This window comes from Photorhabdus akhurstii, assembly GCF_019090985.1.
Taxonomy (GTDB): Bacteria; Pseudomonadota; Gammaproteobacteria; order Enterobacterales; family Enterobacteriaceae; genus Photorhabdus; species Photorhabdus akhurstii.
The window spans coordinates 3,477,007-3,500,712 of sequence record NZ_CP020335.1 but is presented as its reverse complement, the minus strand read 5'-3'; the positions used below and the strand labels follow the sequence as shown (position 1 = coordinate 3,500,712).

General features: G+C 38.5%; 26 protein-coding genes. 20 read left to right on the top strand and 6 right to left on the bottom strand.

What is annotated here, in order from left to right; genetic code table 11:
* The first annotated feature begins 154 nt into the window (after positions 1-154).
* From tnpA to B0X70_RS15270, 18 genes are all read left to right on the top strand, one after another.
* Positions 155-610, top strand: coding sequence for an IS200/IS605 family transposase (gene tnpA, locus B0X70_RS15350; RefSeq protein ID WP_036810487.1), 456 nt, complete (start codon positions 155-157; stop codon positions 608-610).
* A 479-nt stretch (positions 611-1,089) separates the two neighbouring features.
* Complete coding sequence (locus B0X70_RS15345; protein ID WP_472853258.1) at positions 1,090-1,638, top strand: phage neck terminator protein; 549 nt, start codon at positions 1,090-1,092, stop codon at positions 1,636-1,638.
* 3 nt (positions 1,639-1,641) lie between these two features.
* A complete protein-coding gene (locus tag B0X70_RS15340) occupies positions 1,642-3,111 on the top strand; it encodes a DUF3383 domain-containing protein (protein ID WP_217469746.1) in 1,470 nt (489 codons plus the stop codon).
* Positions 3,112-3,120: 9 nt separating this feature from the next.
* Complete coding sequence (locus B0X70_RS15335) at positions 3,121-3,561, top strand: DUF3277 family protein (RefSeq protein ID WP_046395662.1); 441 nt, start codon at positions 3,121-3,123, stop codon at positions 3,559-3,561.
* Between the two features lie 114 nt (positions 3,562-3,675).
* Positions 3,676-4,086, top strand: a complete 411-nt coding sequence (locus B0X70_RS15330) for a phage tail assembly chaperone (protein WP_040153955.1) — start codon at positions 3,676-3,678, stop codon at positions 4,084-4,086.
* Between the two features lie 77 nt (positions 4,087-4,163).
* Complete coding sequence (locus B0X70_RS25995; protein WP_418889044.1) at positions 4,164-4,289, top strand: DUF6889 family protein; 126 nt, start codon at positions 4,164-4,166, stop codon at positions 4,287-4,289.
* On the top strand, positions 4,279-6,330 hold the full coding sequence (locus B0X70_RS15325) for a phage tail tape measure protein (RefSeq protein ID WP_217469745.1): 2,052 nt from the start codon (positions 4,279-4,281) through the stop codon (positions 6,328-6,330). Before B0X70_RS25995 ends, B0X70_RS15325 begins: the two co-directional genes overlap by 11 nt.
* Before the next feature lie 2 nt (positions 6,331-6,332).
* The gene (locus tag B0X70_RS15320) at positions 6,333-6,938 is read left to right on the top strand and encodes a phage baseplate protein (RefSeq protein ID WP_046395661.1); all 606 of its coding nucleotides are present in this window, start codon (positions 6,333-6,335) and stop codon (positions 6,936-6,938) included.
* Positions 6,923-7,228, top strand: coding sequence for a phage baseplate plug family protein (locus tag B0X70_RS15315; RefSeq protein WP_046395660.1), 306 nt, complete (start codon positions 6,923-6,925; stop codon positions 7,226-7,228). The genes B0X70_RS15320 and B0X70_RS15315 overlap by 16 nt, the downstream gene beginning before the upstream one ends.
* 402 nt (positions 7,229-7,630) lie before the next feature.
* Positions 7,631-8,167, top strand: coding sequence for a hypothetical protein (locus tag B0X70_RS15310; RefSeq protein WP_217469744.1), 537 nt, complete (start codon positions 7,631-7,633; stop codon positions 8,165-8,167).
* 94 nt (positions 8,168-8,261) lie between these two features.
* Entirely contained in the window at positions 8,262-8,438 is a 177-nt protein-coding gene (locus tag B0X70_RS15305; protein ID WP_201445824.1) for a hypothetical protein, read from the top strand.
* 203 nt (positions 8,439-8,641) lie between these two features.
* Positions 8,642-9,598, top strand: coding sequence for a phage protein (locus tag B0X70_RS15300; RefSeq protein WP_217469743.1), 957 nt, complete (start codon positions 8,642-8,644; stop codon positions 9,596-9,598).
* Positions 9,595-10,350 carry a phage baseplate assembly protein V gene (locus B0X70_RS15295; protein ID WP_217469742.1) on the top strand — a complete coding sequence of 252 codons (756 nt, stop codon included), beginning with the start codon at positions 9,595-9,597 and terminating at the stop codon, positions 10,348-10,350. The genes B0X70_RS15300 and B0X70_RS15295 overlap by 4 nt, the downstream gene beginning before the upstream one ends.
* Positions 10,347-10,694: a contractile injection system sheath initiator gene (locus B0X70_RS15290; RefSeq protein ID WP_036814925.1), complete on the top strand. Its 348-nt coding sequence runs from the start codon at positions 10,347-10,349 to the stop codon at positions 10,692-10,694. Before B0X70_RS15295 ends, B0X70_RS15290 begins: the two co-directional genes overlap by 4 nt.
* Entirely contained in the window at positions 10,687-11,880 is a 1,194-nt protein-coding gene (locus tag B0X70_RS15285) for a baseplate J/gp47 family protein (protein WP_217469741.1), read from the top strand. Before B0X70_RS15290 ends, B0X70_RS15285 begins: the two co-directional genes overlap by 8 nt.
* On the top strand, positions 11,877-12,449 hold the full coding sequence (locus tag B0X70_RS15280) for a DUF2612 domain-containing protein (protein WP_217469740.1): 573 nt from the start codon (positions 11,877-11,879) through the stop codon (positions 12,447-12,449). Before B0X70_RS15285 ends, B0X70_RS15280 begins: the two co-directional genes overlap by 4 nt.
* Before the next feature lie 2 nt (positions 12,450-12,451).
* Positions 12,452-13,654: a tail fiber protein gene (locus B0X70_RS15275; protein WP_246593311.1), complete on the top strand. Its 1,203-nt coding sequence runs from the start codon at positions 12,452-12,454 to the stop codon at positions 13,652-13,654.
* Between the two features lie 24 nt (positions 13,655-13,678).
* Positions 13,679-14,101, top strand: coding sequence for a tail fiber assembly protein (locus B0X70_RS15270; RefSeq protein WP_040153208.1), 423 nt, complete (start codon positions 13,679-13,681; stop codon positions 14,099-14,101).
* 43 nt (positions 14,102-14,144) lie between these two features.
* Here the strand turns inward: B0X70_RS15270 and B0X70_RS25800 are convergent, their stop codons facing one another.
* The 5 genes from B0X70_RS25800 to B0X70_RS15250 all read right to left on the bottom strand — a co-directional run bounded on the left by B0X70_RS25800 (position 14,145) and on the right by B0X70_RS15250 (position 18,258).
* Positions 14,145-14,207: a hypothetical protein gene (locus B0X70_RS25800; RefSeq protein WP_336246323.1), complete on the bottom strand. Its 63-nt coding sequence runs from the start codon at positions 14,205-14,207 to the stop codon at positions 14,145-14,147.
* A gap of 19 nt (positions 14,208-14,226) precedes the next feature.
* Positions 14,227-14,376, bottom strand: a complete 150-nt coding sequence (locus tag B0X70_RS25795) for a tail fiber assembly protein (protein ID WP_336246294.1) — start codon at positions 14,374-14,376, stop codon at positions 14,227-14,229.
* A gap of 190 nt (positions 14,377-14,566) precedes the next feature.
* Entirely contained in the window at positions 14,567-15,499 is a 933-nt protein-coding gene (locus B0X70_RS15260) for a glycosyltransferase family 2 protein (RefSeq protein WP_040153211.1), read from the bottom strand.
* A gap of 32 nt (positions 15,500-15,531) precedes the next feature.
* The gene (locus B0X70_RS15255; protein WP_040153212.1) at positions 15,532-16,614 is read right to left on the bottom strand and encodes a glycosyltransferase; all 1,083 of its coding nucleotides are present in this window, start codon (positions 16,612-16,614) and stop codon (positions 15,532-15,534) included.
* Positions 16,615-16,707: 93 nt separating this feature from the next.
* Complete coding sequence (locus tag B0X70_RS15250; protein WP_217469739.1) at positions 16,708-18,258, bottom strand: phosphoethanolamine transferase; 1,551 nt, start codon at positions 18,256-18,258, stop codon at positions 16,708-16,710.
* 990 nt (positions 18,259-19,248) lie between these two features.
* Between B0X70_RS15250 and B0X70_RS15245 the strand changes: the two genes are divergently transcribed.
* Complete coding sequence (locus tag B0X70_RS15245; protein WP_217469738.1) at positions 19,249-20,037, top strand: glycosyltransferase family 32 protein; 789 nt, start codon at positions 19,249-19,251, stop codon at positions 20,035-20,037.
* 604 nt (positions 20,038-20,641) lie between these two features.
* Positions 20,642-21,583 carry a glycosyltransferase gene (locus B0X70_RS15240; protein WP_217469737.1) on the top strand — a complete coding sequence of 314 codons (942 nt, stop codon included), beginning with the start codon at positions 20,642-20,644 and terminating at the stop codon, positions 21,581-21,583.
* 627 nt (positions 21,584-22,210) lie between these two features.
* Here B0X70_RS15240 and B0X70_RS15235 read toward each other — a convergent pair.
* The gene (locus B0X70_RS15235; protein ID WP_105395447.1) at positions 22,211-23,413 is read right to left on the bottom strand and encodes an IS256 family transposase; all 1,203 of its coding nucleotides are present in this window, start codon (positions 23,411-23,413) and stop codon (positions 22,211-22,213) included.
* Positions 23,414-23,706 lie beyond the last annotated feature (293 nt).

The following is a 23,706-nucleotide window of genomic DNA, read 5'->3' as shown; positions in this document are numbered from 1 at the left end:
TATGGCTTTAGCCAGTTTAAGTAGCGTCAGCTGCTTAAACATAAAACCACCCGCTATGCGGGTGGAGACCCGAGGTTATACCAAGAAAAACACCTTTCCGTTACGCTATAGATGTTCAAGCTAATATACGTAACTGAAATAAGGAAAGGTGTTTATGGGGATTAAAGCACAAAGCTCAGCACATACAAAGTGGCTGTGCAAATACCATATCGTTTTTTCGCCGAAATACAGACGAAAAGTCATTTTTGCCAGTATCCGTACAAGCATAGGTGAAATATTACGAGACCTTTGTAAGTACAAAGGAGTTGAAATCATTGAAGGCCATTTAATGTCAGATCATGTCCATATGCTCGTGAGTATCCCACCGAAAATCAGTGTGTCGAGTTTTATGGGATATTTAAAAGGCAAAAGTTCGTTGATGATATTTGATAAGCATGCGAATTTAAAATACAAATTTGGCAACAGGAAGTTCTGGTCAGAAGGATACTATGTAAGTACGGTGGGGCTCAATGAAGCCACAATCCAGAAATACATAAGAGAGCAAGAAAAGTCAGATTTAATGCAGGATAAATTAAGTACACGAGAGTATGAAAACCCCTTCAAGGGGTAAGCCAAAGAGACAATGACCCTTTAGCTTGAACAAAGAGAAAGCGGCGTCATTTAGGCGCGGTCGGTAACATGCCCTTATAGGGCTAGAGCAAACCACCCGCTATGCGGGTGGTTATGATTTGGATATTGCAGGTAATGGGGAAAATAGGATTTAAGCCATTAAATTCGGTTTAAAAAACTCCTGTTATGCAATTAACTCTGTTTGGTACGAGTGAACTTTAAGTATCTTCATATTGTACTCTGATAAATAAGTGAAAATTTAAATCATAATTGTCAAGGTCGCACTGTGTTGCGGCCTTTTTCGTATTTGCCATCGCGAATCACTTGCGCATATTTTTTTACCTTTTTCGCGATCGGTATCCCTATTAAATCAATCATAACTCGGTGTTAAGAACTAACTTTCCATAAGAACTAGTCCTCAATACAGGGCTTGGTTTACCCAGGCTCAAGGTGAGTTATTGCTGTTTGATGGAGGTATTTTTGATGAGCAACGGTAGTGATAAAGCGGGTTGGTTAACGCCTGTCACTCCTGACCCTGAGTACGATGATGGGTTGGAACACATACTGAGTTGTTGGGTGTGTGGTGTTTCTGGTTTGCCTGACGATAAAGTGCGTTCTCGATGGACATCAGCACAACTGCCTCAGTTACCGGTAGATGATGACTGGTGTGATTTTGTTATCACGGATTTTATTTCGGATGCTTCGCCTGCTTTTGAGAACCAGACTGATGAGGGAACCAAGTTATGGCGTCATGAAGAAATTGTGTGCTTGATTTCCTTTTATGGCCCGAACAGCCAGCGGTACGGCGTTCGTTTTCGTGATGGGCTGGCAGTCAGTCAGAACAATGACGAGTTGGAGCGTTCCGGTCTTTCAGTAGACAAGCTCAGTCGGCTGACTTCTTTACCGGAACTTATCAATAACCAGAGGGGGCGTCGTTATGACATGACGATCACCTTGCGGCGAAAAGTGGTGCGTGAATACGGTGTTAAATCACTGGTGGAAGCGCCTGTCAAATTCTTTGGAGATTAAATTATGCAGGGTTTACCTGTTTCAAACATTATCAATGTCACGTTGAATATGGCTCCTCATGCGGCTCAGTCCCGGAACTTTGGTGCGTTACTGATTATCGGCGCCAGCAACGTGATCAATCCTCATGAGCGTTTACGCCGGTACTCGGATATCGAGGGTGTCGGAGCTGATTTTGGACTGACTTCACCGGAGTATCAGGCCGCGGCGCTTTATTATTCCCAGTCGCCACGCCCGGTTGATTTATATATTGGTCGATGGGCTAAGGATAATGTGGTCTCTTCTTTACAAGGGGCAGTATTGACTAAACCGCAGCAAATTATGAGCAAATTTTCTGCCGTTACCGATGGTTCTTTTAAATTGACGATTAACGATAAAGAAGCGGTATACAGCGGCGTCGATTTGAGTAAAGAGAGCAATCTTAACGGCGTGGCCCAACGGATAGCGGATAAGTTAAAAGATTGTTCGGTCACATATGATAGTACCTCTTCACGTTTCGCTATTATGCCGAATTCTGTCGGTGCGGTTGGCTATGTTTCACCGGCAACGACGGGAACTTATATTGGTGATTTGTTACGGCTGGACGAAATATCGGGTGCTACCGCTATCGAATCTACCAAAGCAGAAACCATTGCTGAGGCAGTAGCGGCGCTGGGTTCGGTATCCAGCGGTTGGTACGGGCTAGTCATTGCCGATGATACGTTGACGGATGGGGACATTCTCTCTGTTGCTGATTACATTGAGTCTGCATCTGTTTCCCGTATCTATGGACATACAGTGCAAAAAGCAGATGTCTTGGATGCTAATGTTAAAACTGATATCGGCTCAAAATTAAAAGAGAGAAACTATCAACGCACCCTTTGGCAATATTCAACCGGTAAATCCTACACCGTTGCTTCGCTGTTGGGCCGCATGTTTACCGTCAATTTCAACGGCAATAACACCACTATAACCTTGAAATTTAAACAAGAGCCCGCTGTAACCGCAGAAAACCTCACCGCAACGCAAGCCAATGTGTTGAAAGAGATAAATGGCAACGTTTTTGTTAAATACAACAACGATACGGCCATTATTCAGGAAGGCGTCATGGCGAATGGGGATTTCATCGATGAGCGCCACGGCCTGGATTGGTTGCAGAACTACGTTCAGAACAATCTTTATAACTTGCTTTATACCAGCACCAGCAAGATCCCACAGACTGATGAAGGTGTCACCCGGCTAATTACCAATGTTGAGCAGTCACTGGCTCAAGCGGCGACAAACGGATTAATCGCTCATGGCGTATGGGGAGGCGATCCGATTGGCGCATTGGACACTGGCGCAACATTAACCAAAGGTTACTACGTTTACGCCCCGCCAATTGCAACGCAGGCACAGGCTGATCGGGAAGCCCGAAAAGCGCCGGTTATTCAGTGCGCTATCAAATTAGCAGGCGCTGTTCACTACGCTGATGTCATTATTAATGTAAACAGATAAGGGTTGAAAATGGCTACGTATTCTTTTCTTGATGTTTCCGCTTCTATTACCGGAGTTGGCGGCTCTTTTGATCTTGGTAACGGCGCCGCGCTCTCGGATGAGGGAATTACAGTCACCATGTCGGAGAGTAAAAACACCATGACCACCGGTGCAGATGGGGAAGTCATGCATTCATTGCATGCAACCAAATCAGGAACCATCACAGTTAATTTACTTAAGACCAGTTCAGTAAACGCCAAATTGAACGCGATGCTCAGTGCGCAATCACTTTCGTCGGCGGCATGGGGTAATAATGTGATTGTGATTCGCAATAAGCAAAGTAACGACATTGCTGTTGCACGTTCCGTCGCCTTTCAGAAACAACCGGATTTGCAGAATGCTAAAGCAGGTAATACCGTTGCCTGGGTATTTGATTGCGGCAAAATCGATATCATGTTAGGCACATTCTAACCCGCTTCCTTCACAAACAGTTAAATCACCTTCAAATCTGCCGCAGCATTTGTCTCTATTTTTAACATAGGACTTATGCTGTGGCAGTTTGAGCGAGCTTGAGGATAAGTGATTATGGAATTTGAAATTGATGGTAAAAAATATCGTGGTGGTAAATTAAACGCTTTTCAGCAACAGGACTTAGCAGTGGCTTTGGCACCGGCTATTCCGGCACTTGGACCACTGATGAAAAAGATTGTGACAGCTAAAAATGATGAGGGAGTCACGGGCTTTGAAGAAGTGCTCCCTTATCTGGTGGAATCCATCAACGCGTTAGGAAAATCCAACCGACATGAAATTAATGATATTTGCTTATCAGTGGTTTCTCGTGAACAGAATGGAATATGGAGCAAGATTTATGAGCCTGATGGTCAGGTATTGATGTTCGATGACATTAACGGCTTCGAACTGCTGAAAATTGTCGGTTTTATTATTCGAGACTCATTGGGAAATTTTTTTCTCGCCCCATTAGAGAGCGCAGTGTAATCCCAGGACAACCCAATTTAAATTTTGAAACCCTCCCGAAAGGGCGTGATTACCTGTTACGCCCGGTCATTGCGGGCATGTGCCGTTATGAATCATTAAAAAACGGTGTTCTTGGCTTAGCTGATATTGCATTGATGAATGATGCCCTTGATGTTAAATCGGAAAATGAGGCCATGATAGAGAGGTGGCGAAATGAGCAATAATGTTGAAACAACTAAGGATTTCTTGGGATCGCTTAAGTTTGATGTTGATGAAGCCGGACAGAGTAAATTCATGGCTGTTATCACCGAAGTCACGGCTAATGTTCTCAAAATGGGGGAGGAAATTAAAAACGCAGCACTAGAGGTTATTAATTTCACCACTCAAGTTGCTAACGGATTGGATAAACTTTACTGGCAGTCACAGAAAACAGGTGCAACGGCTGAAAACATTAAAGCCATTGGTTATGCGGTCAGTCAAGCAGGTGGAAGTGTTGAAGGGTTTAATCAATCTCTTGAGGGCGTTGCTAATTTCCTACATAAAAATCCAGGTGGTGAGGGATTATTGAGGAACATTGGTGTTCAAACCCGAGATGTAAATGGCAGCCTTCGGGATACAGCATCTTTGGTGGCACAGGTGGGTGAACAGTTATCGAAAATGCCGATGGATCGTGCTAATCGATACGCCCGCAAACTGGGTATTGACGACAATACCTTGATGGCTATGCGTCGTGGGATTGGTCAATATACAGCTGAATATCAGGACATGACGAAAACCATAGGTTATAACCCGACTAAAGCAACCCAGCAATCTCACCAATTTATAGTGCGCATAACTGCCTTAGACAATTTGTTTGGGATGATAAAAGAAAAAATAGGCTCGGATTTGGCGGGGGGATTGGCTGGACGAGTCGAATCATTTCAACAAACTATCCTGCTTAATTTCCCTAGGGTAGAAAAGGTTATTACTCGTGTATTGAATGTCATATTGAATCTGGCTGATGACATAACATTAGTGGTCAGTCGTGTCGGTGAAGCTATTAGTGATTTAATTGGCTGGTGGGACAAACTGGATGGCGGTACAAAAACGCTTATTAAAGCACTAGGTGGCTTACTATTTGCGTGGAAAATCTTAAATACAGCCTTTATGACTTCGCCGATAGGGATGATTACTGCACTGTCAGCGGCGTTGCTCTTGCTTTATGAAGACTATAAGGTTTGGAAAGAGGGCGGTAAGCATTTTATTGATTGGGATAAATGGAAACCCTCTATTAATGAATTTCTTAAAGCCATTGAAAAAATCTCTGGTTGGATAAACCAAGGGGCTAAGGCCGTTGGCGGTTGGAGAAATGTATTAAAGGGATTTGCGACCTTCATTGCAGTTGCATGGGCTGCGAAGATGATCAAAGGAATATCCAGTGTGACAAGTGCGATTCTTAATTTGGCTAAAGTGTCAAAATCTGTTTCCAGAGGTGGAATATTAGGTAAAGCGGGAGTTGCAGGGGCAGTTGCTGTTGCATCAGAGCCATATATCGATAAAGCACTTAATCGGACTTTTGGTGGATATGACTACTTTCAGCGAATTAGGACCGCGAAAACTTGGTATGATTTTGGTGCTGCTCTGATTGGGGAAGGTAATGCCTATTGGGATAAAAAAGGGAATTGGGTAGATAAACGTGGAGAAAGTACCCTCCCGAAAGGATATTCTCAGTTTGCGGCAGATATTCCTGGTAATGCTCCTATAGTCATGCATAAACTAGATAAGACGGCGGCAGATGGGCAAAATAATCAAATACTTAATAAAGATAATCCTAAAGCCAGAATGATGAAATTGGCCAATTCTGATGTGATACAAAGATTGATTGATAACATGATAGTGGGGATAAGTGGTAATAATCCTTATTTATCAGAGCATACCAAAACAGCGATTATCGGAATACCATCTCCAGTGAATAAACCAACAAAATTGGTTGGACATTTAAATAATGTGGCTAACTCTTTGCAGAATATTCCCATTGATCGCAGAATGATCAATGGTGCGGTGGCAAATATCAACAGTATGATGAACTATCAGGTATTTACTCTCGCTTTATTACATCGTGTGCCAATATCTGCTAGCAATAATATACAGGGAATAGGAGAAGTCAATTATCATATTGAAGTCAACGGTGTTGAATCCCCGAGAGAAGCGGCGAGATTGACTGGAGAAACGGTAGAACGCACTCACAGTATGCTCCTTCGAAATATGCAAACACAGGTGAGATAACAATGGATATATTATCAGTCATGTTTTCTCAGCAAAAGAGAAAAATAGGTGTTATTGTACCGAGTGTCGTTATTTCAGAAACCCATACCGATGTATCGAATATCACTGATCATCCGGTTCAGCAGGGGGTGACATTCAGTGATCATGCTTATGACAGCCCATCAGAAGTGAGAATGGACTTAGGTTTCGCAGGTGGAGGTTCGCTGCTTGATATTATTGATACAACAAAGGTATTTGATATTTCCACCGGACTGAGCCTTGGAACCAGTCCGCGTGATATATATCAACAGCTACTGGACCTGAGAGCATCACATAAACCGTTTGATGTCGTAACGGGAAAGCGCTTATATAAAAACATGTTGATTAAAGATATCAGTGTCACAACGGATAAAACCAGTGAAAATGTTTTATCGGTAGTTTTAAACCTACGTGAAATTGTTATTGTTGAAACATCACCGAATAAGGCCGCTCCGGCGGAAAATATGAAAAATCCTGAAGATACAGCACCTGTAGTTAATATGGGAGCTAAAGTTACGGTGAAGCCATCAATGCCAAAAATTATTCTTGATTTTATTATAGAGCGAGGTAAGAAATGGCTAGGGTTGTAGAAATTCCTTTATCACCCCAAAATCAGCAATTCGATATTCAGCTAAATGGCATTAATTATAAAATGAGATTGATGTGGCGTGATATCGCAGGTTGGATTTTGGATATTATGACGCCGGACAGTGAATTTATCGTCACAGGTTTACCGTTGGTTTTTGGGGTTGACTTACTGGAACAATATCGTCATCTTGGTTTTAACGGCTCATTAATTTTTTATGGTGATATAAATCAGGAGAAACCTTTCAGGAATAATCTTGGTAAAGAAGACAGGTTATACTTTGTAGTAAGTTAACTTGATGAGAGTAACATATAATTTCAAAGTGGTTATGATAAAAAATTGTGTCCAATAACGAGAGTGGCTATATCTTTGGACGGTAATAAAATATATATTGAATGTCTTGAATGTTTTATTTCAGGAGTGATATGAATTGTAGGTAATAAAACAGGTGTGATTTACGATATTATTTTACTTGTTAGGAAATGAGATTGGTTTTGTAGGTTCTAGTAATTATTAAGGTTACAGAAACATTAATGTTGTGGATAAGGAAGATCTTACAATAAATATTATCTCTTATTACCTGATGGAAAAGAATCTATACCTTTAAGTGAACATTGGGATAATGTATAAATTTCCTGAGAAAGGATAGATAATCATTGTATGTAACTATTAGATTATTATCTAAAGGATCTTGATATGCTTTCTCTGGAAGAGATTGGTCAATTAGTGAGGAATAATCTGCAATTAATCCTTGATTCTCAAGGGTTGCCATTAGTTGTAAGTTCTATCACTGATCAGGACTTTAAAATTCTCGCTGGTGGTTTTGGTGCATTGGAATGGGAGTTTGGTTTAACAGAATATGGAAATGATCCTGATAGGTTTGAATTTTGTGTGAAATTAGTGAATACAGCAATAGAAGTAGTGCCTTCTGGGGCGGCTCTTTGCTTGTATGGTGTTAATGATAAAATTTTCAGAATTCACATGATTGAAAGTTTTTCTAGAAATGATAAAAATCATCCTTTAACAGGGCGCATGGTTTTCCTTACCTTGATGTCTGCATATTTGTTTAGTGTGGCGGTAGAAGCTGAAGGTGTTTATATTATGGAACCTGTTTCAGAGTTGTGTGATTACTATGCGAGCTTTGGTTTTACAATGCATGAATGCGGATATATTATGATTTCAGATGTTAATGGGCTACAGGCAGCCTTTGATAAATTTGTAATGACGATATAAGATTTTGTTATGAAAATAATAGATGGGCCTGTTAGTGTGATATGACGATTATCCTTAATAAAGAGCGCTAGAGCGACTCCCTGAGAGGTACATTATGAAAGGGCAGAATGTATCCAAGAAAGAAGTCAGGTTCGATACACGAGGTGTATTTACAAGAATGGGGGCGGCTGTTGATATTTTGAAGAAAGCAGCTCCAGATGCTTTTGAATGCAAGGTTGCATGTTGTGAACAGCAGGGAAAGTTGCGCGGTAGTAAAAAAGCGGTAGCATAAGTTTTTATAATATGTCTCTTTGGGGAGATAAGATTTTTGGCAGTAGGAAGTCAAATACAGTAAAGAGGTGATGACAATCCTTATTAGTGGGCATTAGTAATAGTGCCCTTTGTCGTTTATACGCCTGAAATTTTTAGCTTCACATGATTTATTACATACACCGCTTAATTGCGGTTCTTTTATTTCTATTAATTAGGTGAATTATGTCAAAACAATGGATAAGAGAATGCCACCTTATCGTTGTAGACAAAGATGGCGAAAAAGTAAATTTATCAGACCTGAAAATCACATTTAATATTAGCAGAACGGAATCTTCCAATCCTGCTACCGGTATTTTTACTATATATAACCTCAATAACGAAACTAGTAATAAATTACGTAAAAATGAATTTAAAAAGATTAAATTTGTGGCGGGTTACAAGGAGAACTCAGGACAAATATTCTCAGGCCAAATTCAATACACGTATGTAAAAAGAGAAAACGCAACGGATACTTGTGTTGTGATTCATGCAGCGGATGGGGATGAAGCACACAATTACGCGACCGTGAATACCACTATTGCGGCTGGGTATTCGCAAGCAGATTTAGATCATTTGCTAATGCGTGATATTGCCAAATATGGCATTACAGCAGGTCTACGCCCTGAATTCAATCAATCAGCATCACCTAGGGGAAAAGTACTTTTTGGTATGCACCGCAATGAAGTTTCTAATCTGGCAAAGCAATGTGACGCTAATTGGCGCTATGAAGATAACCAATTACATATTGTACCCAAAAATAAATACTTAACTGAAGCCATTGTCCTTACATCAAAAACAGGTCTTATTGGTATGCCTGAACAAACTATTGGCTCAGGTATTAACGTTAAATGCTTAATTAATCCGAATATCCGCCCTGGTACATTAATTCGACTGGACAACCGCTCAATTAAACCGGTTGATCCGGCGACTAAACAGGCTGCTCAGTCTGGCGATCATAAGGATGCAAAAACACAACCGGCAATGTTGGACGCTGACGGTGATTACATCGTTTTCAATGTGGAGTACTCCGGCGATACCCGCGAAACAGAGTGGTACATGACAATAATGTGTATCGCCAAGAGCGATCATACCTTACTGAAACAATCAACTCACAATAAGGATAAGGCAGAGAGCGAATGATAAACACTGACGAACGACTCAATAGACCCGAAGCGGTCTTTTTTGCTATGCAAGAAATGATTAGCGCCGGATTGTATGTCTCCTTGCCTTGCATTATTCAATCATTTGATGCTGATGCGGTAACCGTTACCGCGCAACCGGCCATCAGATGGAAAATCAGACAAAAAGATGGGGAGCTGGAATCGGTATCCTTGCCGCTATTAGTGGATGTGCCGGTTATATTCCCAAGGGGAGGTGGCGTGACGTTAACCTTCCCGGTAAGAGCCGGTGATGAATGCTTAGTCGTATTTGCTGATCGTTGCATCGATTATTGGTGGCAATCTGGCGGAGTACAAGAGCCGGTGGACCCCAGGCAGCATAACTTATCCGATGGATTTGCGATTGTTGGCCCACAATCTCAGCAGCAAAAAATAACTAATATCAGCACTCACACCGCGCAACTGAGAAGTGATGATGGTGCGGCATATATTGAACTCGATCCCAACAGCCATAACATCACGGTTATCACACCGGCAAAACTTATCGCTACAGCTAATGGCAGCACTGAAATCACTTCACCTGAAATCATCCTAAACGGCAACGTCACCATTAACGGCAACTTATCACAGGGTATGGGCGCTGGTGGTGGCACCGCAACCATGCAAGGACCTGTCACGGTGAGTAATGATGTGACAGCGGCAGGGATTAGCCTTAAAAACCATGTACATAGTGGTGTGCAATCAGGTGGCGGCAAGACGGGGAAACCTCAATGAGATACAGAAGAGAAATTGACAACGACTATGTATTTGGTCGTGGAGAGGCGGGTTTTCTTATCAACTCACCGGAAGCGGTTGCACAAGCAGTGAAAACTCGCCTGATGTTGCGTAGTGGAGAATGGTTTCTTGATGACAGAGAGGGAACCGATTACGACAACGTATTGGGTAAAGGAACATCGGGTTTTTATGATTTGGTTATTAGACAGCGAATATTGCAAACGCCAGGTGTGGAGAACATCACCCACTACCGTAGTGAAAGAAACCCTACAACAAGAAAAATCACCATTACAGTCACGATTGACACGATTTATGGCCAGACAGGAGTAACTGCTGATGTATGAAAGTATTATCAACACCATGTTACCTGCTATTGATAAAAATGGGATCAATGCTCCTGATTATCAAACCATCTTGAATAGCTGGAAGACGATATTCAGGGATATTTATGGGGACGATATTTACATTGAATCTGACAGTAAAGACGGTGTTTTTTTATCGTTGATAGCATACGTTATTCACGGTTGTAATAACGCAACTGTTGCTTCCTATAACTCATTTAGTCCGACAACTGCGGTGGGCGAAGGGCTTTCTCGTAATGTCAAAATCAACGGCATTACCAGAAAAAGCTCCAGTAACTCAACGGTGGATGTTTTGGTCACTGGCCGAACGGGCACAGTTATTCGCAACGCTTTCGTCCGGGATGATGCGGGAAACACCTGGTCATTACCGGATGAAGTCATTATAGATACACACGGGCAGGCTATTGTGACGGCGGTTTGTCAAAAATCGGGCGCCATTGGCGCATTGCCCCACACGGTTAACCAAATTGCTACGCCAACATTGGGCTGGCAAACCGTGACGAACCCGGTTGCGGCTACACTTGGTCGGGGAATTGAAACCGATATAGAACTGCGAATACGGCAAGCGGTTTCCGTTGCACTGCCTTCGAGAACCATTATGGATGGACTGATGGGGGCAATTGCCAACCTGCATGGGGTTTCACGTTACCGGGGATATGACAACGACTCGGACAAAACAGATGAAAATGGCATACCTGCACACAGCATTGCACTTGTCATTGATGGTGGAGACTCGAAAGAGATTGCCCGGACCATCCTGATAAAGAAAACGCCGGGTATACCGACATTTGGCACCACCGCTGAAACTATTACCGATGACTATGGCAATAAAAAAACGATTAACTTCTATCGCCCTACACTAGTGCCAATTTACGTTGAAATACACATTAAACCCTTTATCGGATACACATCAGATATTGGCAATAATATTCGTACTGAAGTATCTAACTATATAAAATCCCTTTATATAGGTGATGGAATATATGTTACGCGCTTATTTGTACCGGCAAACTTATGCAATAAAAACGGTGGACAGACATATGAAGTATTATCTGTGACAGTGGGTAAATCAGCATCGACAACCGGAACGGCGAACATTGACATAGCATTTAATCAAGCGCCGACGTGTTCAACTGAAAATATTAAAATAGTAACGGTGCTCGAATGAACAGATATATAAAGTTAATTCCTGCATATCACATGGAAGGTAACAAATATGTCAGGATGCTTGAAGCTGTGACTGATATTTTCAACCAGAATGCGCTGACAACAAATTTACTGATTAGCAGTTTTGACCTTGATAAAGCAGTGGGCAAACAGCTTGATATTATTGGAGAATGGGTAGGAAGAAATCGAATGATCCAAACCCCAATTGAATCCTATTACTTCTCCTTTGATATTGCTGACTTGGGGTTTGATAGTGGCATATGGAAAGGGAGATTTGACAGTGATAAAAGTTATATCAAACTGGATGACGATAATTATCGAATCGTCATTAAAGCTAAAATAGGCGCAAATAACTGGGATGGAACGGCTGGATCGCTTAATAACATCCTGAGTTTTATTCATTCAAATAATGGATTATCTGTATCTTTCGAAGATAACTTAGATATGTCATTCACTGTGACTATTAAAGGTAAATCAATCAGTACGATTACTAAAGAAATCATCCATCAAGGTTATCTCTCGCTTAAACCTATGGGGATAACGGTTAATTACCATATAGTGGAGGGTTAGAAGTGGCTAAAAATGATTTTAAAGCGTTTGCCATTGGTGAAAACGCGAATACTTTGTCACAAGAAGAATATGAAAGCTCAGATTTTATTGAAGAGGGTTTTAAATCAGGAATAGCAAGGAGTGAGCGATTAAATAAAGTTTGGCGCCAATCTTCGGTTATTGCCGCGGTGATAGGGAAATATATTGCGGAAAAAACTGGTGAAGACGTTATGGATGATGGTGACTTGGAGAAACTCGTAGCGCAATTGGATTTAGCATTAAAACATAAAATTACTACGGAAATTCCTGATGCTTCACTGACGCAGAAAGGTATATCGCAACTCAACAGCGCGACAAATTCTGACAGAGAAGATCAAGCGGCGACTCCAAAGGCTATTCATGACATTAGAAAAATCGCTGAAAGCAAATTAAGTGGTGTTTCTGATGCCTCATTGACTCAGAAGGGGATTGTACAGCTAAGTAGTGCGACAAATAGCGCAAGCGAAACCCTAGCTGCGACGCCAAAGGCAATTAAAGAGGTGTACGATTTTGCAAATACGGCAAATGTAGCAGCCAAAAATGCTCATGATGAAGCGAACAGGGCTACAGATAATGCCAACAGCAGATTGGCAAAAAACCAAAATGGCGCAGATATCCCTAATAAAAGTGAGTTTATAAAAAACCTTGGTTTGACGGAAACGGTGGAGTTGGCAAAAAGTGCCGTGCCGAGCAGTCGGAAAATTAACGGCAAGGCGTTGGCCGGGGATGTCAGTTTGAGTGCCGGAGATGTGGGGGCTCAACCTGTGGGCAATTATGCCGTTCATGGGGAAATCTATACCAAATCAGAATCAGATGGCAGATACCAACCCCTCGGAAACTATCAGCCAGCTGGAAATTATACAGTCAGGGGAGAAAGTTACACGAAAGGGGAATCAGACGGCAGATATGGTGTAAAAAATACTGCAAATCTATCTGCAAATGGCTGGTGGAAATGCGGGAATACAGGGTTAATCTATCAGTGGGGAATATCGGTAACGGGTGGTGTAGTTAAATTTCCTATTCCATTTAAAAATAAGTGTTTTTCTGTTATGACGAATATTTATTATGACCGTCCAGTTAAGGGTGGTGATAATCAATGGCCCGTTTTCAATCTATTTACTGATAGCTTCCAAACACAGTATAAATCAGCTGGCTGGTTCTTTACGTGGTTTGCTGTTGGGGAATAATCTACAAAAAGGATTAAATAAGATATGTATTATTACAGTCCAAAGCGGGATAATTTTTATCCAGCAGAGTTTAAGCAAGATTATATTGATGCCGGGAGTTTTCCTGATGATGTTATAGAAGTCAGTAATGATATTTATCAGGAATATGCTGCTAATAATGCGCCAGAAGGAAAATACCGTATAGCAGGCAAAAATGGTTTACCGGAATGGGCGGATATCCCTTCCCCCACAAAAGAAGAATTGCAGCAACAGGCTAAATTTCAAAAACAGCAATTAATAGCTGAAGCAACAAACCAAATCGCACCATTACAAGATGCTATGGATCTAAATATGGCAAACGATGAGGAAAAAGCACAGTTAGTAGCTTGGAAAAAATACCAAATATCACTGAGCCGTATTGATGTTACATCAGCACCAGACATTAACTGGCCTAAAAAGCCATATTGATATATATTTTTGTATCGGGCTGTATAAGCAGCCCTTATTGTTGTCATTCAGGCATCCCAAGCCATTTAATATCAGGGGCCAATGAAGTATCCACACAGTTCAGCAATACCAGATACTTTTTCCATTCAAGTAACAGTGCCTGTTTTTTCCGAAGCCAATTCAGTATCAACGGTATATTGGAGCAACGTAATGGTTTCATTAGCTTGTGTGCACAGTGTGCCGCGTAGCTGTTCTGCCTGTTCAATCTCAAATTTTCTTACTATTAGGTATAGCATTTTTCACCAACTCCACTATTTCTAATAAGCTACTCTGTTTATCAAGAACAAATATGCCATAAAATTTTTCCACCAACATTAGCAGTGATTTTATAGCTATGCCCCCCAACATTATGAATGATAATATTTATGGGTTTAATATCAAAATCATCCCTTAATGAAAGAATGGATTTCTACATCCTTTACTATTCTATTTCTTTCTTATTTTCAGAAGCTTCCTTTTAAAACTAAATCTAACATTATGATCTAACATAAAATCCAATATTGAAAGGTCTTTTACTATTTGATAGATAGAATCAGAATATTCTTTTGACAATTTATCTCCATATTTATAGATAAGCTCTATAGCATGACAAGCTGTAAGGTTTCTGAATTTTCTACCGAAAGTTTTATCTGTTACTAAGATAGCCTTTGCCATTATATTTACTTTATATTCATTAATGGAATTAGACAAACTGCCTTCTCTTTTTACGTAGTTATAGTATTTCATCTTAGTATAATAAATACTATTACACCTAGCTAAAAATAAAGGAAATGATAAGGCATCTTCATAACAAGGGACGTCAGGAAAATTATTTTCGTGTAATAATTCTTTCCTAAAAAACTTCCCTATTGAATGTGCTTGAAATTTCTTATGGATTAAAAACTCTTTTATTGCTATATCTCTATGAAGTTTTATTGAGGATATTAATATCGACCTTTCTATTATATCCAAATCTTTTCTTACCTCATTTAACTCACTGATAAATATGTCTGGTTTTTGATATTCTAAAAAGTCTAAAATATCTCTCATGGAGAAATCAGATAAAAAATCATCGCCATCAACGAAAGTTATATACTCTCCATGACTTACTTCTACTGCATATTTTCTTACTTTACCCACATTTCTAAACTCTTTTCTTATGTAAATAAAAGATTCATTTTCCTCTGAGAATTTTTTTAAGATTGATGTAGTTGAATCAGAAGAGCTGTCATCTATCAGTAAAACCTCATAATCATCAGAAGAGACTTTATATAGGCATCTTTTTATGCTCTCTAAGCATTTTCCTATTAAATCCTCTAAGTTATGTGCTGCAACTATGATTGATAACTTTTTGTCAGGATGTAAATGTGAACCTTGCATTATTATACCTCTGTATTATTTAATAGATGCTATTAAATGTTAAGTGCTGATTTCACTTTTTTTAAATAGTTTGAATCATATAGATTGGAAATCGCCATTTTTATTTCATCGCTGTCAGATAGTTTCTTCCCGTTAACTATATCCTGTAATTTATTTATTAACTCAGAGGGTTTATCAACAGGATATAGCTCACCATTCATTTCATTGGTTATAATATCAGCGGGGCCAGTTTTACAGTTAGAACTTATACAATATATACCTTGGGAATTAGCTTCACCTAATACCATAGGGAATCCTTCAAAATTTGAAGTTAATAACAGTGCTGTAATCTCTTTAATTTCACTGATAATATAGCGCCACGGCTCATTATGCCAACCGTGCCATATTATATTGCTAGTTATGCTTAGATTATCTGCTACACTGCGTAATATTTTTTCATCACAACCACTGCCAACAATATTTAACTCCCAATTACCATGGACTTGCGATAGTACCTTAAACATGCCACTAATGTTCTTATCATCATCAGTCAATCTACCTACATATAGAAATTTAGTTATATTCCCATTTGGTCGAGGGATAGTTTCGTTTTTCAGAGATACAGGATTAAAAATAGTAAAGATTTTATCTGGATTAACACCTCTATCAATAAATTGCTGAGTTATCCCTGAACTAATGGAAAGGTGATAATCAGCTTTTGTTGCATAAATACTTTTATACAATTGATCAAGAGAAAGGTGAATCCATGAGAATATAGGAGTTTTAGAAAAAATTAATTTTTTTGCCAAACTTGTTATGTAGCAACTTAGTGGATCTATAGCAATAATGATATCCGGCTTTTCTCTTTTCATAAATCTAGAGAATAAGAAAGAAAAATGTACTCTGCGAGCCTTTGTATTATATATCTCAGAGCGTATGCGATGAAATGACATGCCATTTAACCACCCATCATCTACTTCAACACATCCTTGGCGAATATCATTGATAAAGAGGAAGCTGATATCTAATGATGTGTTATCTTTCGATAATAGGGTCACTAATTTTTTGCACACAGTTTCCTTTCCTCCAAAGCCTGACATATCGTAGCCTACAAGAATAATTTTTTTCGCTTCCATAAGTTAATCCAACCTTATCTTCGTTACCTATTCAATCTCATATAAAAATCGGGTTCAACACAAATCTTGTTTGTATTTTTAATAGTATGAAATTCACTCAGAAATTTTATCTTCCGTTAATGAGCTATATCTCATGACTTTATTACTAAAGTTCAGGACATCATCTTGGTTTTCACATATTTCATTAGACAACATTTTACAATTTTCAGGTATTGTAAACTCTTTAATACCTGTCCACTCTGAAAATAGCGTTAAGAAATTCCTTGAATTGCGTTGAACGTTAATAATATTACGTGACGTATCATCGTAAGAGGTAATAAACATAGGAACCTGATAATCTTGCTTATATTTATCATTATGAGCAAGCCTCATTTTCTTAGTATCTTTCTCAAAGAAAGAACCCCCGTGATCAGCAAAATACATCAAAGACCAGCTCTTCTCATTTTTCTGTGCTTCATCAGTAATTATTGATAACAAATCATCAGTGTTTTCAATACCCTGTATATAGCAAGAGATCTGTTCTGACTTAAAGAATACTTTGTATTCATAATTTGTTCTGATACAAGCGGGGGAATGAGATCCCATTAAGTGAATAACAATTAGTTTATTTTCTCTCTTATCCTCTAAGGCTTTTTTCACAATTGGTATTATATTTGTGTCAGGCATATTTCTGTTAAGACCAGAACTGGATTCACCTTTTTTAATAAATAATGGAGAGTCAGCCCTCGCTCCCATACTGGCAACCGGAGTATCAAATATCCCCATAGAACCTTGATTTGATATCCAGTAGGTATAAAAACCAGCTTTTTTTGCTAATGTAACAATATTATTGCTTAAAATATTTTTACCATCTTTGACCATCGCTAGTGAGTTTGCCAATGATATCTGGGTCGATGGACCTGCTGAGATATAATTTGTAAAAAGCGTCCCATTGGCAGCGCTCATAAAAGGAGTATTGTGTATCGGGAATCCATATGCATTCATAAAATCTCTACGTACACTTTCTCCAATCACAACAATGTAGGTGCTATATTTTGGCTCTGTCGATACCGTTTCCCACGTATCTTTCTCACTTAGTATTTTTTGCATTTTTTTATATTCACTTTTTACCCTTATAAAGTTGGTAGTGACATCTTTAACTGCTCTAATTTCAGGGAGCCCGGAGTCAAGAATATTGAATTCCTTACCTTGTATAAAAGCTTTTAAAGGGTGGTGTATTATCGTAATTAATGCAAAAGAGAATAGAAAAACGTTAATATTTTTATGTAAATTAATGTTTACTTTCAAAGATAACAAACAAAAGATCAAAATAAACGTACTAAAGAGATAATATTCAACTGGAATAGAAGAGATAAATTCACTAGCTTCTTGTTCGTTTGTATAGAATAACGAAAGAATTGAGTTGAAGTTTGGTGAGCCATATGTAAGCCCGATAGGGGCATAAACGAGAGTTACTACACCAAGAACGATAAGTAGGGGCCTGTAAACCACTGTGGCCTTGTTTAGCAATAGAAAAATAAAGAATATAGCGAATACATACGCTATTTTTAAGCGATAGCCTAAAGCCATATGAGCTAAGAGGCAAAAGATGAAGAGTGCAACAACTGGTAGCAGCTTGATTAGGTGGTTTTTTGTAAGTTTCATATTTATTTATCAATAGAGCATCGTGTAATAGTAAAACGGAGATTCAATTTCTTCATCCAGCCGAATTTTCTATTAATACTATACTATGGATTTTTTATTATGTGAATAAGATAAATCTTAGTCGTATTTAAAACCTAAATCCTTTACTTTCAATATAAAAAAACCATATAACGCAGAAGTATCACCATAACCCCAGTATAGGAAAGTACATATAATATGCCACGCGCTAATAGATCATAGTAACAGGATAAAGTAAACAAAACAGTTATTAAATATATTTGCGGCTAATTTTTAGCGTATTTATTCCTATTGAATATTTTGAAAAACTGACTTAACAAGGTTTTCAATGAGCACAGGTATAGTTTATTACTGTCACATCAAAAGCGCACAGTGAACAGGCAACCGAGAAAAGATCATGAACATATGCCATAATTCATTTACAAGTGGGCTATGGTGAGTTGATAGGATTACTGATATATTCCGAGAATCTATAATAGATCCATGAGGGAATGTTATGTATTTTGAAGGCTTTGGATGGTATGTGTTTATGTCTCTTTTCGTATGCGGTTGGCTCACAGTCCCCATTGGGCTAATATCTTCCTATGCTGCATATAAGTACAAGAATCCAATAATGAAAATTATATGTACGCTAATAGCGTTAGTATTTCTAATTCCTGTAATTGCCTTTTTATTGGGTTCGATGGGATTAGTTGAGTTTTAAATAATGAAGTTTTATCAACTACCTACTCTTTCCACCACATTTATCATCGATACCATAAGGAATATCCGGCAAACATCTAGGGTTCTCATGAGAAATGAAGATCAGCTCTAAGATAGAAGAAGATTATGGAGTTGTGGGAAGAGAGGCTATGAGGTGGGGGATTAATTACCCTAATTGGGCTTTTTTAGGTATTGATAGCAGGGTGATCTAACAAACAGAATCCGATATACTACTTGTAAATAAAACTTGTTTAATTTTTGAGGTAGAAAATGATACCTAAGAAAATTCATTATGTATGGGTTGGTAATCAACCAAAATCCGAGCTGATACTCAAATGTATTGAAAGCTGGAAGAAACACCTTCCTGATTATGAGATAATCGAATGGGATAACGAGAAATTTGAAAGAATAAAAAATAAATATTCAGAGCAAGCTTATCAGAACAAAAAATGGGCTTTTGTTTCTGACTATATCAGGCTTTATGCTCTTTATCATGAGGGCGGAGTCTATTTGGATTCTGATGTTGAAATCACTAATAACATAGATCAATTTCTTCATTTAGATTTTTTTAGTGGTTATGAAAATTATGAGGGGCATTGTCACCCAATTACTGCTGTTATGGGTGCTCAAACAGGAAATACCATCATTGCTGATTTATTAAGTTATTATGAGAATGCTGAATTTGAAATCCCAAGTGGTCTTAATTTAGAGACAAATACAGTTCGCATTAGCCGTTATTTCTCTGAAAAATTCGGGCTTCAAGCACCTTATGATGGCTCTATCACAACCCAGCTAAATGACAGAGCCATTATTTATCCATCATATTACTTTTGTACTCCAGAACATGAGTTAGAGAACTTTTCAATTCACTTGTTTAATGGTTCTTGGTGTCCTTCTCACTCTCGCAAAGATAAATTAGTTATCTTCAATAGATTTATTTTTTCTCGATTCATTAAATTAAGAGATACAGGTGAGCTTCAAGTTACATCGAGAGAAAAAATACTCTTCAAGCTCCCTATATCTAAGAAAAAACAATATGTATTAATAATAAAAAAATAACATAACTTACAGGGAGTTATATCCCTGTAAGTAACCCAAATAACAATCAACTTAGCACATGAATTCCACGCATCTTAAAATCTTCGCTATCTATTACAACAACAGTAGTTCACGAAAATAGCTGGCAATAATAACGAGTTAGCAATACATTGTTTTAGATAAATTCATATGTATTTCCCATACTAGAAAATCATAGTTATGTTTTTATATCATGTTAATTCTCTTTTGTTTTAAATAAGTAGTTAGGTTTTAGAAATTATCTAAATATTTTGATTCACATTATGAAAAATATATAGTATAGTACTCATGAATAGTTTGAATGTTAATTCCTTTTTTAGGATGTTAGAGTACCTTTTACCATTACATTAATATGTTATCAATATAGAGATATGAAACTCATAAAAATCTATACTAAGCAGACTATTACCTGTTATTGTGCTCTTTGTTTTCCTATTGTTAAACAAGACTGCTATGGTAAGCAACTCACATTTATGCTTCTATTGGGCTGATGTATGGTTTGTCGAACTCTAATTATAGTATGGTCTTTACTTTATGATGATTGATATTTAATTATCTACGAAAATAATTAAAGGAGAATTCCTCAATGACTGAAATTAATGATATTTATGATTGTACTTCAAAGAAGTTATCAATTGTAGTGGCTGCGCATAATCTAGAGGAGTTAATTCTCAAATGTGTCAACACTATAAAACATACTTTATCTGACTGTGATCCTAAAGAGTATGAAGTTCTGCTTATAGATGATAGTTCTTCTGATTCAACTCCATCAATCTTAAAAAAGTTCTCTGAGGAAAATGAGTCATTTGTTTATATAAGAAAGGAGTTTAAGAATTTAGGTAAAGTAAAAAAATATTCAGTAGAGATAAGTAGTGGAGAGTATATAACTTTCGTTGATGGTGATGATTTTTTATCTGATTTTTCTATGAAAGAAATTTTGGACTTCTTAGAATATAGAAAACCAGATATATTTATCAGTCAGTTAAATGAAGTAAGAAAAAATACGGATATAATAGAAAAGTCTAGGTTATCGCCCCCTATAAAACTTCACAAAAATTCGGCAATAAAAGAGTTTTTAATTCATAGGAAATTTCAGGCGCATTCAATAGGGAAGTTTTTTAGGAAGGAGTTATTTTGTGGAAGTAATTTTCCTGAAGTTCCTTGTTATGAAGATGCTCTATCATTTCCTTCTTTTTTAATTAAGTGTAATAGTATCTATTATACTAATATGAAATACTATAATTATGTAAAAAGAGAGAATAGTCTTTCTAATTCCATTAATGAAGAAAAGGTAAATGTAATGGCAGAAGTGATCTTAATAACCGATAAAACTTTCGGTAAAAATTTTAGGAATCTTACAGCCTGCCATGCTATAGAACTTATCTATAAATATGAGAATAAATTATCAAAAGAATATTTTGACTCCATCTATCAGATAGTGAAAAACCTTTCGATATTAAGATTCATGTTAGATAGTAATGTTCGTTTTAGTTTTAAAAGAAAATTTATGAAAATAAGAAAGAAGTAGAATTCCAAATAATCAAGAATATCCTACCTTATTCGTATGAGGAGATCTTGGTACTATATTTATTCCATTACCTTGGTAATTTCAGAGAACCAGAAGATGTTTGCCTGTCTACTCTGAAAATCAATGATCCCAAATGGAGGGGGTTAGTTTTAATCCCGGGCTTAGAAGAAAGTCAGATTATGAATTATTCAAGCCATATAATCTGGTATGTGACATAGAAATAACATTATCAAAGAAGTATGCAAAGATAGATAAATACGCAGTCATTTTAGATAAAAGCGCGGTTAAGCATATCGGTTGGAATGACTATAATATAAATACAGATAAAGAGATAAGATAAAGAAAACGCGAGAATAGAAGGAAAATAAAGTATTTTACTTTTGGTGTAATTACAAGATGCATTTTAGTGTATCTGATTAAAGGATTTTAATTAATATCTAATTGATTCATGAGCATTAATGAACAATTTAATAGTCTAACTATAATGGTTATACAGGGGTTTAATGCAATATTAAAGAGCTTTATATCTGGTTCCTGCAAGATTTGCGGGTTTTCCTCCGGTTTTTTAACCAGTCGGTCATATTTTATTGAGGGCGTTCAGAATTCTGTGTCACGTTAATTGAGCGGTTATAACGTTATCACATTATCCAAACGTCCTTCAAAGTAAATATAGAGTTGCGACAGCGTTAGATTCCAGCTCTGTATTGGCATTGTCCATTTTTCCTGTGCATTGAGAAGCCCCAGATAAAGCAGTTTCATCAGACTGTTTTCGTTCGGGAACGCCCCTTTAGTTTTTGTCAGTTTCCTGAACTGACGGTGGACTGACTCGATGGCATTGGTTGTGTAAATCACCTTGCGGATGCCCGCCGGATAGCGGAAATAACCCGACAGGTTACCCCACTTACGACGCCAGCTCTGGATGACTACCGGATACTGTTGACTCCATTTCGCCTCCAGTTCGTCCAGTGCGCTTTCTGCGGCGTCTTTTGAGACCGCACGATACACGGGTTTCAGATCAGCCATGAAGGCTTTATGGTGCTTTGAAGCCACGTATTTGATGGAGTTACGGATCTGGTGAATGACGCACAGCTGCACCTCCGTTTGCGGGTATATGCTGTTGATGGCTTCCGGGAAGCCCGTCAGACCATCAACACAGGCAATGAGGATATCTTTCAGTCCGCGGTTTTGCAGGTCTGTCAGCACGGATAGCCAGAAGTTTGCGCCTTCGCTTTCAGACAGATACAACCCAAGGATTTCCTTTTTTCCCTCAAGATTGAGCGCCAATACGGTATAGACAGCCTTGCTGACGTAACGACCCTCCTCACGGATTTTGTAGTGGATGGCGTCCAACCAGATAAAGGGATAAATGGCTTCCAGCGGGCGCTGCTGCCACTGTTTTAGCTCGGGGAGCACCTTGTCCGTGACGGCGCTGAGGGTGGCGCTGGAAACGCTAAAGGCGTATAGGTCTTCGATTTCCCGGCTGATATCGGTGTAGCTCATCCCGAGGGCAAACAGGCGGATAATCTTCCGCTCTATCTCGTCTGATAACGTGGTCTGGTGCTTCTTAACCAGTTGGGGCTCAAAAGTCCCATTACGATCCCGTGGTGTAGCCAGTTCAAAGTTGCCGGTCGGGGCTTTGAGGGTCTTTTTGGTAGAACCATTCTTCCGGTTGGCCTCAAGGTCATTAGCCAGATAGGAGTCAAGTTCGGCAGCCAGAGCGGCTTCAGTAAGCTGCTTAATCAATGGGGTCAGGATGCCATTCTTACCGGTCAGTGCCTGACCCTCCTGAAGTGCTTTCAGGGCTTTGTCGAAATCGAAAGATTGAGTCATTTGTCATTCCTTTTTGAGATATATTACTGGAATGACACAGAATTTCTAACACTCCCATTTTATTTTGTAAATTTCAGTAAACTATCGGCTTCCTTGGTTGCACGATTATGATAGATAACTCTAAAAGAGTAGTGCATTATATAGTGCAAATTAAAGAAAACTATGTAGACTCGCTAATTTATTATCTAAAGCTTGTTCATGGTTTTTTCAAGATGAATGTATTTCTTTCTGACATCGGTATTTTGGTTATTTGCTGATCCTAATGGAGAAAGTGCAAGAACTATCCGGACCTT